Source organism: Collinsella sp. AF19-1LB (genome assembly GCF_003459655.1).
Taxonomy (GTDB): domain Bacteria; phylum Actinomycetota; class Coriobacteriia; order Coriobacteriales; family Coriobacteriaceae; genus Collinsella.
Window position 1 is genome coordinate 20,502 of sequence record NZ_QRWO01000019.1, and the last position, 16,291, is coordinate 36,792.

General features: G+C 62.5%; 10 protein-coding genes and 1 tRNA gene. 7 read left to right on the forward strand and 4 right to left on the reverse strand.

Going from position 1 to position 16,291, the window contains the following annotated elements:
- The first annotated feature begins 133 nt into the window (after positions 1 to 133).
- The 7 genes from DWX39_RS06870 (at position 134) to DWX39_RS06900 (ending at position 10,723) form a co-directional block, all read left to right on the forward strand.
- A complete protein-coding gene (locus tag DWX39_RS06870) occupies positions 134 to 2,344 on the forward strand; it encodes a xanthine dehydrogenase family protein molybdopterin-binding subunit (RefSeq protein WP_369832166.1) in 2,211 nt (736 codons plus the stop codon).
- 140 nt (positions 2,345 to 2,484) lie between these two features.
- Positions 2,485 to 2,568 (forward strand) — tRNA-Leu (locus DWX39_RS06875).
- 88 nt (positions 2,569 to 2,656) lie between these two features.
- Positions 2,657 to 3,958: a trigger factor gene (gene tig, locus DWX39_RS06880; protein WP_233508902.1), complete on the forward strand. Its 1,302-nt coding sequence runs from the start codon at positions 2,657 to 2,659 to the stop codon at positions 3,956 to 3,958.
- Between the two features lie 163 nt (positions 3,959 to 4,121).
- Positions 4,122 to 4,742: an ATP-dependent Clp protease proteolytic subunit gene (locus DWX39_RS06885; protein WP_022095182.1), complete on the forward strand. Its 621-nt coding sequence runs from the start codon at positions 4,122 to 4,124 to the stop codon at positions 4,740 to 4,742.
- A 1-nt stretch (position 4,743) separates the two neighbouring features.
- On the forward strand, positions 4,744 to 6,150 hold the full coding sequence (clpX, locus tag DWX39_RS06890; RefSeq protein ID WP_117758982.1) for an ATP-dependent Clp protease ATP-binding subunit ClpX: 1,407 nt from the start codon (positions 4,744 to 4,746) through the stop codon (positions 6,148 to 6,150).
- Positions 6,151 to 6,436: 286 nt separating this feature from the next.
- A complete protein-coding gene (locus tag DWX39_RS06895; RefSeq protein WP_117758983.1) occupies positions 6,437 to 9,133 on the forward strand; it encodes a valine--tRNA ligase in 2,697 nt (898 codons plus the stop codon).
- A 246-nt stretch (positions 9,134 to 9,379) separates the two neighbouring features.
- Complete coding sequence (locus tag DWX39_RS06900) at positions 9,380 to 10,723, forward strand: folylpolyglutamate synthase/dihydrofolate synthase family protein (protein ID WP_117758984.1); 1,344 nt, start codon at positions 9,380 to 9,382, stop codon at positions 10,721 to 10,723.
- Positions 10,724 to 11,066: 343 nt separating this feature from the next.
- Here DWX39_RS06900 and DWX39_RS06905 read toward each other — a convergent pair whose 3' ends face one another.
- From DWX39_RS06905 to DWX39_RS06920, 4 genes are all read right to left on the reverse strand, one after another.
- Positions 11,067 to 12,155, reverse strand: coding sequence for a Xaa-Pro peptidase family protein (locus DWX39_RS06905; protein WP_117758985.1), 1,089 nt, complete (start codon positions 12,153 to 12,155; stop codon positions 11,067 to 11,069).
- Between the two features lie 467 nt (positions 12,156 to 12,622).
- A complete protein-coding gene (locus DWX39_RS06910; protein ID WP_117758986.1) occupies positions 12,623 to 13,021 on the reverse strand; it encodes a DUF1667 domain-containing protein in 399 nt (132 codons plus the stop codon).
- 4 nt (positions 13,022 to 13,025) lie between these two features.
- A complete protein-coding gene (locus DWX39_RS06915; RefSeq protein ID WP_117758987.1) occupies positions 13,026 to 14,378 on the reverse strand; it encodes an NAD(P)/FAD-dependent oxidoreductase in 1,353 nt (450 codons plus the stop codon).
- A gap of 1 nt (position 14,379) precedes the next feature.
- Positions 14,380 to 15,843, reverse strand: a complete 1,464-nt coding sequence (locus DWX39_RS06920) for an NAD(P)/FAD-dependent oxidoreductase (protein WP_199411459.1) — start codon at positions 15,841 to 15,843, stop codon at positions 14,380 to 14,382.
- Positions 15,844 to 16,291 lie beyond the last annotated feature (448 nt).

Consider the following 16,291-nt stretch of genomic DNA (forward strand, 5'->3'; position numbering starts at 1 on the left):
GGGCTTTGAGATGCCCGAGCTGCCGGTCAACGACACCAGCTGCGACGGTGTCTCGTACAAGCAGATCACCCATAAGCAGCCCAAGAAGGACTCGAAGGCGCTGCTCGAGGGCCGTCCCGTCTACACGGGCGATATGGTGCCCGCCGGCGCCCTGATCGTCAAACTCAAGCGCAGCCCCTATGCCCGCGCCAAGATCCGCTCCATCGATACGTCGCGCGCCCTGAAGGTGCCCGGCGTCGTGGGCGTTTACACTTACGAGGACGTGCCCAAGCGCCGCTTTACCATCGCCGGTCAGAGCTATCCGCAGCCGAGTCCCTACGACCGTCTGATCCTCGAGAACCTCGTGCGCTACCAAAACGAGGAGGTGGCGATCGTTGCCGCCGAAACCGAGGAGGCCGCCGATAAGGCACTCAAGCTCATCAAGGTCGACTACGAGGTGCTCGAGCCGCTGCTCGACTTTACCAAGGCACTCGATAACGACATCGTGGTCCACCCCGAGGGCGACGTGACCTTTATGTTCCCGCAGGGCGGCGATGTCCCGCGCAACCTGGTGTGCAGCGGTACCAGCGATTTTGGCGACCTTGACGAGGCCTTCGCCCAGAGCGATATCGTCTTTGAGCGCACCTACACCAGCCAGGCCACGCAGACCGCGCCCATGGAGACCTTCCGCGCCTTCGCGACGACCGACGCGTTTGGGCGCATCTCGGTGACCACCTCTACGCAGGTGCCCTTCCACGTGCGCCGCATGGTCGCTCAGTCGCTCGATATTCCGCAGTCGCAGGTGCAGGTCATTAAGCCGCGCATCGGCGGTGGCTTTGGCTCCAAGCAGACGGGCTGCTGCGAGATCTTCGTTGCGTTTGTGACGCAGCAGACCGGCCGTCCGAGCTACTGCTGCTACACCCGTGAGGAGACCATCACAGCGGGCAACTCGCGCCACCAGATGCAGATGACCGTCAAGTTGGGCGCCATGAACGACGGCACCATCACGGCCATCGATCTGCACACGCTGTCCAACGCCGGTGCGTATGGCGAGCACGCCACCACGACGATCGGCCTCTCGGGCCACAAGAGCCTGCCTATCTACAACCATGTGAAGGCGAGCCGCTTTAGCTGGGACGCCGTCTACACCAACACCAACCGCGGCGGCGCGTATCGCGGCTACGGTGCCACCCAGGGCCAGTTTGCCGTGGAGAGCGCCGTCAACGAGCTCGCCGACATGCTGCACATGGACCCCGCCGACCTGCGCCTTAAGAACATCGTGCGCGAGGGCGAGATCATGCCGCAGTACTACAACGAGAAGCTCAACGCCTGCGCGCTCGACCGCTGCCTGCTGCGCGCGATGGACATGATCGGCTGGCGCGACAAGCCGCTGGCCATTGACCTGGGCGATCGCGTGCGTGCTCTGGGCTGTGCGCTCACCATGCAGGGCTCGGGCATCTCCAACGTTGACATCGCCGGCATCGACATGCGCCTGGAAGAGGACGGCTTCATTACGCTTTCGACCGGCGCCACCGATAACGGCATGGGTGTCGACACGATCCTGGCGCAGATTGCCGCCGAGGAGCTGGGCGTGGAGAGCTCGCTGATCGTGGTGCGCGGCGTGGACACCGACGTGTCGCCGTTCGACGCCGGCTCGTACGCGAGCTCTGGTACCTACGTGACGGGCCTTGCCGCCAAGAACGCCGCGACCGAGCTGCGCGAGAAGATTTGCGCCAAGGCCGCTCAGATGTGGGACGTTGACGCCGCCGACGTGGTCTTCGACGGCCAGTACGTGCGTCTGTCCGACGAGCGCGCCGCGCGCGAGCAGAACCGCTACCTCACGCTGCGCGACTTTGCCAACCTGTGCGTCAAGAACATCGCGGGCGGCGACGCGCTGACCTCGCACGCCTCTGCCTGCCTGCCCGTTTCGCCCCCGCCGTTTATGGCCGGCATTGCCGAGGTCGAGGTTGACAAGGCCACCGGCAAGGTGACCGTGGTGGATTACGCCGCTGCCGTCGATTGCGGCACCGTGATCAACGAGGCGCTCGCGCGCGTCCAGGCCGAGGGCGGCATTGCCCAGGGCATCGGTCACGCGCTCTACGAGATCGTCGAGCATGACGACCGCGGTCGCCTGCGCACCGGCAACTTTATGAGCTACAAGCTGCCTACGCGCCTGGATATCGGCAGCATTCGCGTGGCCTTTGAGCCGAGCTACGAGCCGACGGGCCCGTTTGGCGCCAAGTCGATCGGCGAGGTCGTCATCAACACGCCGCTCGCCGCCGTGGCCTCGGCCGTGGCGCACGCCACCGGCCACCAGGTCCGCTCACTGCCCATCACGCCCGAGAAGGCCCTGCTGGGGGAGTAGCGGGTCGGCAAACAAGTCGTAATTGGCGGGGCGGGGCAACTCGACCCGCCTTTTGCACTCGTGGTGAGGTCGTGAGCCTGTAAAACGTGTGCGTGCGCTTGTCGCTCGTATCTGCTATCATTCCTAGTCTGTGCGTTCATGCGGGCGTGGCGGAATTGGTAGACGCGCCAGATTTAGGTTCTGGTGGGATTCCCGTGAAGGTTCGAGTCCTTTCGCCCGCACCAACGCATCTGCGTCGGCCCTGGCCGTCGCGACTCTTTGTTGCATAAAGGTACCAGCACCTCAGATAAGCTGGGCAGTATGAGGAGGAACGTGTTGAACATCACCGCTTCTGACGTCAAGGACGCCAAGCTCACCGCTACGGTCACCATCCCGGCCGCCGACGTCGACGCCGCGATCAAGAAGGCTTACAAGGACACCGCCAAGAAGTACCGCTTCCCGGGCTTCCGCGCCGGTAAGGCTCCCCGTCCGGTTATCGACTCTGCTCTTGGCGCCGAGGCTACCCTCGCTCAGGCCACCAACGACCTGATCGCCGCCAACGAGCCCGCCGTCCTCAACGAGCTGGACATCGTCCCCACCAAGAACGGTGACTACAAGGAGCTTGACCTCGCCAAGGATCACGAGGACTACACCTACACCGTCGAGTTCTCCCTGCGTCCTGCTGCCGAGCTCTCCTCCTTCGACGCTGTCGAGATCGAGATGCCCCCTGCGGAGGTCACCGAGTCCGAGATTAACAACCAGGTCGAGATGCTCCTCAACTACCGTGCTACCTTCGAGGACGTCGAGGGCCGTGCCGTCGAGGCCGAGGACTACGTTACCGTCGACCTCAAGGCCGTCGAGAACGCCGACAACTTCGCTGCCGAGGGCCGCATGCTCATCGCCGGTAGCGACAGCAACCCCAAGGAGTTCAACGAGGCCCTGATCGGCGCTAACGTCGACGACGTCAAGACCGTCACCTGGACCGACGAGGCCGAGGAGGGCGAGGAGGCCGAGACCCACACCGTCGAGGTCACCGTCAAGGGTATCAAGGTCCGCAACACCCCCGAGCTCACCGACGAGCTCGTCAAGTCCGACTTTGGCTTCGACAGCATCGACGCCATGCGCGACGCCATCAAGATTGAGATTGAGCAGGACAAGGCTTCCCGCCTGCCGGCCGAGAAGGAGAACCGTTGCGTCTCCGCTCTCGCCGAGCGTCTGCAGCTCGACGAGATGGACGCCGACTACGAGCAGTCCGTCTTTGAGGAGCTTGGCCAGAACTTCCTGTCCAACCTCGCTGCCCGCGGCATGACGCTCGACACCTGGCTGCCCGCTTCCGGTCTGACCATGGAGCAGTTCATCGGCGACCTGCATAAGCAGGCCGACGACGTTGCCCGTGAGTCCCTGGCTCTGGACGCCCTCGCCCGTGAGCTCAAGATTGAGGTCTCCGAGGACGACATCAACGCCGAGTTCGAGAAGGCCGGCGTCAAGGACGTCGAGGCTTCCAAGGCCGAGTTCATCGCCGATGGCCGCATGCCTGCCGTCCGCGAGTCCATCCGTCGCTCCAAGGTCGTCGACCACCTGGTCGAGAACGCCAAGGTGACCGAGGTCGACGAGACCGCCAAGGACGCCGAGTAATTCTCGCCACCTTGCCCGCGAGCGCATGTATGTGCCCGTGATGGGGTAAAGTTAATAGCCGGTTATCCGGTTGCTTCGTACGGTGCCAGCCAATGCATAGCATGCGGGCACCGTACGTTTATCTAGAACCAATTTGGTCCGCAAGAGAGAAATGGAGATGCGTATGATCGCTAAGTTCGATTCCGCCCTCGTGCCATACGTTATCGAGCAGACGCCGCGCGGCGAGCGCAGCTACGATATCTATTCGCGCCTGCTCAACGATCGCATCATCTTCTTGGGCGAGGAGATCAACTCCGTCAGCGCCAACCTGGTCGTTGCCCAGCTGCTGCATCTTGAGAGCCAGGATGCCGAGAAGGATATCTCGCTCTACATCAATTCGCCCGGTGGCGAGGTTTACTCTGGCCTGGCGATTCTTGACACCATGAACTTCATCAAGCCGCAGGTCTCCACCATCTGCGTCGGTATGGCCGCGTCTATGGCTGCCGTGCTGCTTTCAGCCGGCGCCAAGGGCAAGCGCTTCTGCCTGCCGCACTCCAAGGTCATGATTCACCAGCCCAGCGGCGGTGCCCAGGGTCAGCAGACCGAGATTGAGATCGTTGCCGAGGAGATCAAGAAGACCCGTCGCGAGCTCAACCAGATCCTGTCCGACGCCTCGGGCCAGCCCATCGAGAAGGTCCAGGCCGATACCGAGCGCGACAACTACCTCACGGCTGCCGAGGCCCTCGACTACGGTCTGATCGACCGTATCGTCACCTCGCGCGATCTTGCCGCGAAGGATGCCTAGGATGGCAGGAAACATGCAGGACAACTTTGACGAGAACGGCAATCCCATCCGCTGCTCCTTCTGCGGAAAAGAGCAGGGCCAGGTCCGTCGCCTCGTAAAGGGCCCGACCAACATCTTTATCTGTGACGAGTGCGTCGCCGCCTGTTCCGAGATCCTTGAGGAGTCGCTGGCTTCGGACTTTATGGACGCTGCCCGCAACGGCAAGCTGCCGGGCTTCCTTAACGACCACGGCCAGGCTGCATCCCAGCCCGCCGCGGACCCCGAGACCGAGGGTTTTGAGCTCGAGGACGATCGCCAGGTCATCACGCACGTGCCGACGCCGCACGAGATCTATGACGAGCTTTCGGCCTATGTTATGGGTCAGGAGGACGCCAAGCGCGCCATGTCGGTGGCCGTGTACAACCACTATCGCCGCGTGATTGAGGGCGGCGCTGCGGTGTCTGCCTTTGATGACGACATGGGCTCGCAGTTCGATGACGATATGGACGAGGTAGAGCTCGCCAAGTCCAACATCCTGCTGCTCGGTCCCACCGGTACCGGCAAGACCCTGCTGGCCCAGACGCTCGCGCGCATTCTTGAGGTGCCGTTTGCTATCGCCGATGCCACCGCGCTCACCGAGGCCGGCTATGTGGGCGAGGACGTGGAGAACATCCTACTCAAGCTCATTAATGCTGCCGATGGCGACATTGAGCGCGCACAGGTTGGCATCATCTACGTTGACGAGATCGACAAGATTGCCCGCAAGGCTGAGAACCTCTCCATTACCCGCGATGTTTCGGGCGAGGGTGTTCAGCAGGCGCTGCTTAAGATTCTTGAGGGCACGGTGGCCAGCGTTCCGCCCACCGGCGGCCGCAAGCATCCCCAGCAGGAGCTGCTGCAGATCGACACGACCAACATCCTGTTTATCTGCGGCGGTGCCTTTGTGGGTCTGGATAAGATCATCGCCGATCGCGTGGGCAACAAGGGCGTGGGCTTTAACTCCGAGATCGCCGGCCCCACCTCGGTCGACGAGAACGACCTGCTGCGCCAGGTACTCCCGCAGGACCTCAATGCATTCGGCATGATCCCCGAGTTCGTGGGACGTACGCCCGTCGTTACCCAGACGCAGGCGCTCGACGAGGACGACCTGGTGTCGATCCTGACCGAGCCAAAGAATGCCGTGGTGCGCCAGTACCGTAAGATGTTCCAGCTCGAGGACGTCGATCTTGAGTTTGAGGACGCGGCCCTGCACGAGATCGCCCGCATGGCGCTTGCCCGCAAGACCGGCGCCCGCGGCCTGCGCGCCATCTGCGAAGACGTGCTGCAGCAGACGATGTTCGACCTCCCCAGCGAGGAGGGCGTCGCCAAGGTCATCGTAACCGAAGCTGCCGTAAAGGGCGAAGAACAGCCCCGACGCATCTACGGGTAAACCTGACAAAAACGTGCTTGCAAATAGCCTCCGACCATCCGCGGTCGGAGGCTATTTTATATATACGCAATAACCCCAACTACCTGTGTTATTCTGTGTGTTTGTTTAAGCCTCAGCGAAGTCATATCAGACTGAAGTAATCGATACCTAAGGGGAGGAATGTAGGCCCGATTTTCGTAGATTCCGCACGAGCCGAAGAACACTTAATGTGTTCTTCGTGCGAGCCAGGACTTGACCGAGCGAAAATCGGGCCTACATTCCTCCCCGGCGGGACAGGGAGAGATATATGGAAGAGATGCCCAAGAATTACGATCCGTCGACCAACGAGCCGGCGATCCTACAGAAGTGGCTCGACGGCGGCTACTACAAGCGCCGCGAGGGCGTGGGCGACTGCACCGTCACCATTCCGCCTCCCAACGTGACCGGCAAGCTCCACATGGGTCACGCCACCGACGACTCCATCCAGGACGCCATCATCCGTATGGCCCGCATGCGCGGCAAGTCCACGCGCTGGGTGCTGGGCACCGACCACGCCGGTATTGCCACGCAGACCAAGGTCGACAAGAAGCTCAAGAGCGAGGGCATCAGCCGCCTGGAGATTGGCCGCGACAAGTTTGTCGACGCCTGCTGGGACTGGACCCACGAGTACGGCGGCATCATCGTCGAGCAGATCAAGCGCATGGGCTGCTCCGTCGACTTTGATAACGAGCGCTTTACCATGGACGAGGACTACGCCCAGGCCGTGCGCAAGGTGTTCTGCGACTGGTACCACGACGGCCTGATCTACCGCGGCAAGCGCATCGTCAACTGGTGTCCCAACTGCACCACCGCTATCTCGGACGACGAGGCCGAGTACAAGGACGAGAAGGGCCATCTGTGGCACCTGCGCTACCCGCTGACCGAGCCGGTCGACGGCCAGGACTACATCGTCGTCGCCACCACGCGTCCCGAGACCATGCTCGGCGACACGGGCGTTGCCGTCTCCCCGAAGGACCCCGAGAAGGCCGCCTTTGTGGGCAAGACCGTCAAGCTCCCCATCGTCGACCGCGAGATCCCCATCTTTGAGGATTGGCACGTCGACGCCAACTTTGGCTCCGGCTTTGTCAAGGTCACCCCGGCCCACGACCCCAACGACTACGCCATGGGTCAGGCCCACGACCTGCCGCAGATCAACATCTTCGACGAGCACGCGGTGGTCGTCGAGGGCTACGGCGAGTTCACCGGCATGAACCGCGACGAGTGCCGCGAAGCCGTCATCAAGTGGTTCGAAGAGCACGACCTGCTCGATCATGTCGAGGAACTCGACCACTCCGTCATGCACTGCTACCGTTGCGACTCCGCTCTGGAGCCGTGGCTGTCCGAGCAGTGGTTTGTGGCCGTCGACAAGCTCAAGGGGCCGGCACTCGACGCCGTCAACTCCGGCAAGGTCACCTTCCACCCCGCGCGCTGGACGCAGACCTACACCACCTGGATGGAGAACCTCAAGGACTGGTGCATCAGCCGCCAGCTGTGGTGGGGCCACCGCATCCCCGTGTTCTACTGCGAGGACTGCGGCTGGGAGGACGCCCTCACCGAGGACACCGACGTGTGCCCCAAGTGCGGCGGCCATCACGTCCATCAGGACGAGAACGTGCTGGACACCTGGTTCAGCTCGCAGCTGTGGACCTTCGCCACGCAGGGCTGGCCGCAAAAGCCGGAGCTGCTCGAGGGCCATCACCCCACGACGGCGCTCGTCACCGCACGCGACATCATCGCGCTGTGGGTCGCCCGCATGGTCATGAGCTCGCTGTACTTCCTGGACGAGGTGCCGTTTAAGGACGTCGTCATCTACCCGACGATCCTTGCCAAGGACGGCAGCCGCATGTCCAAGTCCAAGGGTAACGGCGTTGACCCCATGGACCTCATCGGCATGTACGGCGCCGACGCGATGCGCTATAACCTGCTGACGCTCTGCACCAACAACCAGGACGTCAAGTTTGACGCGAACATCGATAAGAAGACCAAGAAGCTTATCGACAGCCCGCGTACCGACCAGGCCAAGTCGTTTGTGACCAAGATCTGGAACGCCAGCCGCTTCCTGCTCATGAACATGGAGGGCTACACGCCCGGCGAGCCCGTCGTGGAGACGCCGGCCGACGCTTGGATGTTCAGCCGCCTGGCCAAGGCCGTGAAGATGGTCACCGAGGGTATCGAGCAGTACACCTTTGGCGACATGGCCCGCGGCGTGCAGCAGTTCTTCTGGAACGAGGTCTGCGACTGGTACGTCGAGGTCACCAAGGCCCGCCTGAAGGGCGAGGGCCGTCTGCAGGCTCAGCGCAACCTGATCTTTGTGCTCGACACCTCCATTCGCCTGATGCATCCGCTCATGCCGTTTGTCACCGAGGAGATCTGGGACAACATGCCGGCGAGCGTGCTCGACCTGGACGCCGAGGGCAACGTGGACCGCGCCGAGGCGCTTATGATCGCCAAGTGGCCCGAGCCCGTCGACTACGCCAAGTACGTCGACGAGGATGCTGAGCGCGCGTTTGAGCTGTGCCGCACTGTCGTTTCCGCTGCTCGCGCCACGCGTTCGCGCTACCGCTTGAGCCCCAAGGCCGAGCTCGACGTGGTCGTGCGCGCCGGTGCCGAGGACATCGAGAAGCTCGAGAGCCTGCGCTCCACGATTGAGCCGCTGGCGAACACCGCCTCGCTGGTCATGGGCACTGACGTTGAGAAGCCGGCCGCGAGCATTGCCGTGGTCGACAGCGGCGTCGAGGTCTTTGTGGTGCTCGAGGGCAAGGTTGACCTTTCGGCCGAGAAGGCGCGCCTGGAGAAGGAGATTGCCGCGGCCCAGAAGGAGCTCGCCGGCTGCGAGAAGACGCTGGCCAACGAGGGCTTTGTGGCTAAGGCCGCGCCCGCGGTGGTCCAGAAGAAGAGGGACCGTGCAGCTGAGCTCAAGGAGATCCTTGCGGCGCTGACTGCTCAGGTTGCTGACTTCTCGTAAGCGGTACTGGGGGACGCGGTTTGGGGCTTTGCTCGCTACTGCGGACACCTATTCCGCCGTTCTAACGAACGGCGGCTGACTCGACGCTGCAAACGCCTCTGATGGCCAATCTGCCGTTCAACTTCGGGCGCATGGGCATAAGCCCTATGCGCCCTTGTTTCACGGCACCTTGGCTCATCAGAGGCGTTTTCGCTGACTATCCTCAACCTATACTGTTTTATTTATCTATGAATGGCGGTTCTAAAAATGCCTAAGCGTTCTGGCTTGTATACCGTTCCTTTTGAGTTTGATTTGCTTTCGTTTAATGAGGCTGTGGGGCTTGCTGCCGACACGGGGCGGATTTCTGGGGATGCTGGTCCTTTGCTTGAGACGGTTGTCGATATGCTCGATGAGTTGGGACGTCCGGACGAGCATTTCGATTGCATTCAGGTTGCCGGTACCAATGGCAAGACTTCGACCACGCGTTTTTCGGCTGCCATCCTTCGTGGTGAGGGGTTAAAGACCGCGCTGTATACGTCGCCACAGCTTGTGCGCTATCCCGAGCGCATGGAGGTCGATGGGCGCGTTGTGAGCGACGAGGCCTTTGCCCGTGGCGTTTCTGCCGCCGTCGAGGCGGGGCATCGCGTGAATGCCCGTCGTGTGGCGGCGGGGGAGCGCGCCTATACCATCACGCCGTTTGACCTGCTGACGGCTGCCGCACTGGTGGTGTTTGCCGAGGCCGCGGTAGATGTTGCTGTGCTCGAGGTTGGCATGGGCGGCCGTTGGGACGCCACGAGTGCGACCGATCCCGTCGCCGTTGCCATTACGGGCATCGGGCTCGACCACACGCGCATCCTGGGTGACACGCTCGAGGCCATTGCGGGGGAGAAGGCTGCGGTCATTAAGCCCGGACGCCTGGTTGTTTTAGGCGAGGGCACGCACGAGTCGAGCGTTCAGCGCGTGATGGATGCCCGTTGCCGCGAGTGCGGCGTCGTGCCGCTCGTGGTGAGCCACGCCACGACCAAGGTGCCGGCGCATGTGGGCGATACGGTTGAGTTTAGCTGCACCACGCCGCGCGCGATTTATACGTCGAGCATGGTCAAGCCGGCCTATCAGCCGCAGAATGCCGCGTGCGCGATTATGCTGTGTGAGGGCTATCTTGGCCGCGAGCTCGACCATGAAAAGCTCGACGCTTCGCTTATGGGCTGCCCCACGCCGGGTCGCTTTGATGTGCTGGGAACCGATCCGCTCAAGCTGATTGATGCCTGCCATAACCCTCAGAGCTGCGAGAACTTTGTGAGCGCACTGGATGAGATCGACCCGTGTGTAGAGAATCGCCCCACGCTGCTGTGTGCCGCGCTGGCCGACAAGGACGTGGCGGGTATCGTTGACGTGCTGATCCCGGCCTTCCCGCGTGTAGTCGTAACGCAGACCGATTCTGATCGCGCCCTGCCGGCAGAGGAGCTCGCTGCCCTGGTGGATGCCGACAAGCTCGCGGGCGTATACCCCAGTGTATCCGAGGCCCTTGCAGCTTTCGAGGCCGCAGGCGAGCCCTTCGTAGCCGCCGGCACAATCACTCTAGCCGGCGAAGTAGCGGGGCTGCTGCGCTAGCCCCATTTGCCGGGTAGCCAATTTGGGACGGGGCCCCGAATTGACATGCTTGCCACGAAATGGGCCTATCTACTACGTTTGACCGGATACCCCCGACCACGCCGAGACTTGTGAAATTAAAACCGCAGGTAGAAGGCTTGCAGATTTTCAAAAAAGACCCGCATGGTCGACCCATGCGGGTTAAACGTAGTAGATGGCCCGCTTTCGTGGCGCAGCTCTAGGCTTTCAAATTGATCGACTTGGCCCCTTGGCAGTTGCGGTGAAATAGTTCCTGGATTTTGCCTACGTGGGCCCATCTGGGAACTATTCCACCGCAACTTATTGAGGGGCTATTGGGAAGGGGCTAGTCTAGGCGGACTGGATCGTGGGGGTAGGCGTTGAGAATCTCGACGCCGGATTCGGTAACCAAGGCAAGGTCTTCGATGCGGACGCCGGTGCGGCCGGGGAGGTAGATGCCCGGCTCGATAGAGAACGTCATGCCCGGCTCTACGACCTGCTCGTTGACAAGGGAAACGTCGCCCGGCTCGTGGTCCTGCAGGCCGATCGAGTGGCCCAGGCGGTGCGTAAAGTACTTGCCGTAGCCCGCATCCTCAATCACGTCGCGTGCGGCACGGTCCAGGTCGCACATACGCACGCCCGGCGCGATGAGCGCCTCGGCGGCCTCGTTGGCGCGGCGCACGATGTCGTAGATGCGCGCGGTCTCCTCGTCCGGCTCGCCCCAAAAGAACGTGCGCGTCATGTCCGAGCAGTAGTTGCGGCGACGTCCACCAATGTCGAACAGCACCACGTCGCCGCGCTTGAGTACGGTGTCGTCGGGCTCGTGGTGCGGGTCGCCGGCGTTGGCGCCAAAGCTCACGATGGGCGGAAAGCTAAAGCCCTCGCAGCCGTGATTGCGGTACAGGCCGAGCATCTGGTCGGCGATTTCGCGCTCCGTCACGCCTTCGTGGACGAGTTTGATGGCATCGGCCATCACGGCGTCGTTGGCGGCGGAGGACACGCGCATGAGCTCCTGCTCGGTGGCATCCTTGTGGGTGCGTGCTGCGGTGACGGCAAAGTCGCCCAGGAAGAACTCGCTTGCGGCGTAACGATCCATAAGGGGCAGCAAAAAGCCGGAGCACATTACGGTATCGATGCCGAGGGGCTTGGATGGATTGACCTCGCGAGCGATGGCGTCGGTCACGACGTCGGTGTCGTTGTGGTAGGCCACGCGGGCATTGTCGTACTCGGGCAGCTGATGCAGGGCGTTGACTAAGATCACCGGCTCGGCATCGCGCGCGAGCAGCACGCCGCAAAAACGCTCGAACATATCGGCATAAAAGCCGGTCAGGTAATAGATCGACCACGGGTCGTTTACGAGCAGCTGCGCGCCGGGGTGCTGAGCCTCGAGCGCATCGAGCACGCGCGCCACACGCTGGTCATCGACATGTGCCATGAAACATCCTTTCGCTAGGGTGTCACCATGGTATCCCCAACGCCAGGGTAGTCAATTTGGGACGGGGCTATTTTAGCTGTGTCAAACATGCGGAATGATAGGTAAAAGTAGTCATAAGAGGGTCGTCCCGAATTAGCTGCTTTCAAAACTATGGCGGATTACGGGGCTGGACCTGTATTACTTGACCATGGGAAAAATTGCGAAATTAAAACCGCAGGTAGACGGCTTATCAAAAATCGTAAAATGCCGGTATGGATGGGAGTCTCCGAATCAGCCCCGTAATCCGGCATAGTTTTGAAATGGCACTAAAGTAGGCACAGGCTAAATACCGATTCCAATGATAGTTGCGGTGGAATAGTTCCTGGATACCGGGGTTTTGGCGGAAATCAGGAACTATTTCACCGCAATTGAGGAGGGACGGGGTGGATGGCGGGGTAGCTAAAAGAGCCCCGTCCTAAATGAGCGGCTTAGGCGGGGTCGATGTCCATGCTGGCGATGAGGTCGGTACCGGTATCTAGGAGGTTGGGGAGGACTACATCGCTCATGCGGATGGGGGCTTTGACCTTTAGGCCCCGGATGAGGTCCATCGCCTGGGCATGGAGTGCCAGCGGGATGGCTTCGGCCGTGCGCACGGGCAGCAGCGCCTCGTCGCCGCCGGATACGGCCACGGTCGTGGTAAGCACGCGCATGGGGCAGGTGAGCTCCTGATGTGCAAACTTATCACCGCGCGGGCAGCTGTTGCCGGTTACGGAGCGCACCTCTGCCACGGCGCCGTCTGCGCTGCGCTCGACCTCCACGGTCAGGAGGCACTCGGATGGGCAGGTGGTGCAGTTGAACTGCAGCGTTTCAATCGCGTTTGTGCTCATGACTCTACGCCTCCTCAGCGGGGTCGACGGACAGGACAATCTCGCTAACACCCAAGTCGAGCGCATGCTGAATCACCTTTGCCGGCAGCGGGAAGCTTTCCATGACGCTCGGTTTAAACGGGCGGACTTTGCCCGCAAACACTTCTTCTCCGTTGGCCAAGATGCGTACTCGAGCGGTATCGACCGGCCGGCGCACGCGGAAGTTGAGCTTGGTGAGCGCCACGGCCGTAATGCGTCCCGGCAGCGCGTATCCCGCAATGCCGGCAGGGGAGACGGCGAGCTCGCAGTCCGGAACGACGCCCGCGGCGGTCCCCAGCGCGTACGCCGCTGCAGCTGCGCCAGCCCTCTCGGACTCGGTCGTCACATTGTCTGCCAGGTCGTGCACGTGCAGCACGTTGCCGCAGGCAAAGATGCCCGGTACGCCCGTCTGCAGGCTCTGGTTCACCACGGCGCCGCGCGTACGTGGGTCCAGCTCCACGCCCGCGGCAACCGAAAGCTCGTTTTCGGGAATCAGGCCCACCGAAAGCAGTAGCGTGTCGCACGGAACAACACGCTCAGTCCCCGGAATGGGTGCCAGGTGCTCGTCGACCCGACTCACCTCGACGGCTTCTACGCGGTCGTGTCCGATCACGCGCGTGACGGTGGTGGACAGGTGCAGCGGAATGCCAAAGTCGTCCAGGCAGTTCTTAACATTGCGGCGCAGCCCGTTGGCGTACGGCATGAGCTCGTACACACCCTCGACCGAAATCCCCTCGAGCGTGCAGCGGCGCGCCATGATGAGCCCAATGTCGCCCGAGCCCAAAATGACGGCGCGCGAGCCGGGTTTGAGGTTCTCGATATTGATGTATCGCTGCGCCAGACCAGCCGTAAACACGCCGGCAGGTCGGCTGCCGGGAATCTTGATCTCGCTGCGGGTGCGCTCGCGGCAACCCATGGCAAGGACGACCGCACGCCCGATGAGCTGCAGCATACCGGTGGGGCTCATGAGCGTGACGGTGTGGACCGCGGCGTCTTCAGCGGACTCGCCCGAATCAACCCCTATCACCATGCTGTCCAAGAACAGCGCAATGTTGGTCGCGCGCACCTGGTCGATAAAGCGCTGCGCGTACTCGGGACCGGTGAGTTCCTGCTTATAGTGCGACAGTCCAAAGCCCGGGTGAATGCACTGTCGCAGGATGCCACCCAGATGCTGCTCGCGCTCCACGATGGCCACGCGCGCGTCGGCCTTGTGCGCGGCAAGCGCGGCTGCCATACCGGCGGGGCCGCCTCCGATGACGACCACGTCGAAGGCCTGCGTCGACACTGACGCTGCAGTTCCGGTCTCCGCGCGTTCGTCGCGCATATCAAACGTCGCCATCCTAGCGCACCCCCTTCAAAGGTCCCTCAACGAGCCATGAGCCAGCGTCCTCCAACAGCACCTCGCTGGGGTCGCAGCCCAGCTCGCGCGCTAGGATCGCCACTACGCGGCTCTGGCAAAAGCCACTCTGGCACCGACCCATGCCCGCACGGCAGCGCCGCTTGACGCCCTCGACCGAAACCGCACCCGGGCGGCATCGAATCGCGGCCACGATTTCGGCCTCGGGCACTGTCTCGCAGCGGCAGACGATCTGCCCCCATGCAGGGTCGGACTCAATGAGCTCCTCCTTGCGTGCAAGCGGCGCTCGGTCGAAGTCGTCCGGCGCGTGTCGAATCGGATCCCAATCGGCCCGTCCGCGCAAAGCAACGCCCGCCTCGCGCATCACTTGCTCCATGCGCTCGGCAATGGCCGGCGCGCTCGCCACGCCTGGCGACTGAATGCCCGCCGCCTGAAACAGCCCTGGCACCACGGCAGACTGACCAATAAAGAAGTCGTTGGTCCCCTGAATGACCGGACGCCCGCCGGCAAACGCGCGTACCACGCGGCGCGTGTCCAGGTCGGGCACCAGCTTGCGCGCGCCGCTCAGCAGCGCGCTGACGTCGCCCGCATAGGTCTGCGTGTCGCCCGGCTCGCGCACGGCAGCGGTCGCGGTGATCACGGTGTTGCCGTGCACGGTGCCCGTGACGATAACGCCCTTGGACACCGGCGTGGGCACGGGGTAGAGCGGCATGAGCGCGCGCGGCTCCTTGTCCAGCACCACAATGTTTCCCTGGCGCCAGACCATCTGGAACTCCTCGGCGCCGGCCATATGCGAGATGTTCGCGGCACCGTTGCCCGCGGCGTTGATTAGGTAGCGGCAGCGCACATCGCCGACAGGCGTCACCAGCGTAAAGCGCGCAGCCCCGTCGGTAGTCTCGCCGTCAGCAACCTCAATTGCTTCCACCGGAGCCGACCGAATAAACGTCACCCCGTTGGCCACGGCGTTCTCCAGCGCGGCAATGGCGACCTCAAAGGGATCGACAAATCCAGTCGAGGGGCACCACAGCGCGCACGTCGCCTTGGCGCTCGCACGCGGTTCCAGCTCGTGGATGCGCTCGGTGCCGATAATCGACAACTCGGGCACGCCGTTGGCCAGGCCATTCTGGCGCAGCTTCTCTAGGTGTGCGCGGTCTTCGTCGTTAAACCCCAGCACCATCGACCCGGTGCGGCGGAACAAAAATCCAAGCTCCTGGGCCCACGTGCCATATAGCTCGCAGCCGCGGGCGTTGACCTGCGCCTTTACGGTGCCCGGCGCCGGATCGTAGCCGGCGTGTACCAGGCCGCCGTTGGCCTTCGTGGCGCCCAGCGCGATGTCGTTGGCCGCCTCGACCACGCAAATGGTCAGGTCATAGCGCGCGAGTTGCCGCGCAATGGCACACCCGGTGATGCCCGCGCCCATAACCGCGATATCAAACGTTTCTGTCACAGTGCCTCCCAGACAAGTTGACAGGCTGTCAATAGGACTATCCTACGGCCTGCAGACCCCCCAGTGCAGCGGCAATGCGGCGAACAGCCCCGCAACACCCGCCAGCGGCAGGCGAGGGGAGACCCGGCACGGATGTTGGCCTCGTCTGCCGACAGCTACGGCAACCGTTCGTCTCGACCTGTAACAGTTAGCTGACGATCTGGGTTCTAGATGTTACAGATCAAGACAAACCTTCCGGCGGATTTTGAATGTCTCGATCTGTAACAGTAAGAGGGGTTTTGGGGCCTAAGATGTTACAGATCGAGATTGAAGTCGGGGAGGGACCCCTGTGTCTCGATCTGTAACATCTAGACCCGGATTTCGCCTCCACCTGTTACAGATTGAGATGTTTGTGTCCGCGCCAGCCCCGCCCCTAGCCGTGGTCCCATATAAACAAACCCCGTGGTAA

Excerpts from the sequence above, each read along its gene's own strand:
- DWX39_RS06870 (WP_369832166.1), top strand. The coding sequence starts at position 134 with ATGGTGCCCGCCGGCGCCCTGATCGTCAAACTCAAGCGCAGCCCCTAT.
- DWX39_RS06885 (WP_022095182.1), top strand. The coding sequence starts at position 4,122 with ATGATCGCTAAGTTCGATTCCGCCCTCGTGCCATACGTTATCGAGCAG.
- clpX (WP_117758982.1), top strand. The coding sequence starts at position 4,744 with ATGGCAGGAAACATGCAGGACAACTTTGACGAGAACGGCAATCCCATC.
- DWX39_RS06895 (WP_117758983.1), top strand. The coding sequence starts at position 6,437 with ATGGAAGAGATGCCCAAGAATTACGATCCGTCGACCAACGAGCCGGCG.
- DWX39_RS06900 (WP_117758984.1), top strand. The coding sequence starts at position 9,380 with ATGCCTAAGCGTTCTGGCTTGTATACCGTTCCTTTTGAGTTTGATTTG.
- DWX39_RS06905 (WP_117758985.1), bottom strand. The coding sequence starts at position 12,155 with ATGGCACATGTCGATGACCAGCGTGTGGCGCGCGTGCTCGATGCGCTC.
- DWX39_RS06910 (WP_117758986.1), bottom strand. The coding sequence starts at position 13,021 with ATGAGCACAAACGCGATTGAAACGCTGCAGTTCAACTGCACCACCTGC.
- DWX39_RS06915 (WP_117758987.1), bottom strand. The coding sequence starts at position 14,378 with ATGGCGACGTTTGATATGCGCGACGAACGCGCGGAGACCGGAACTGCA.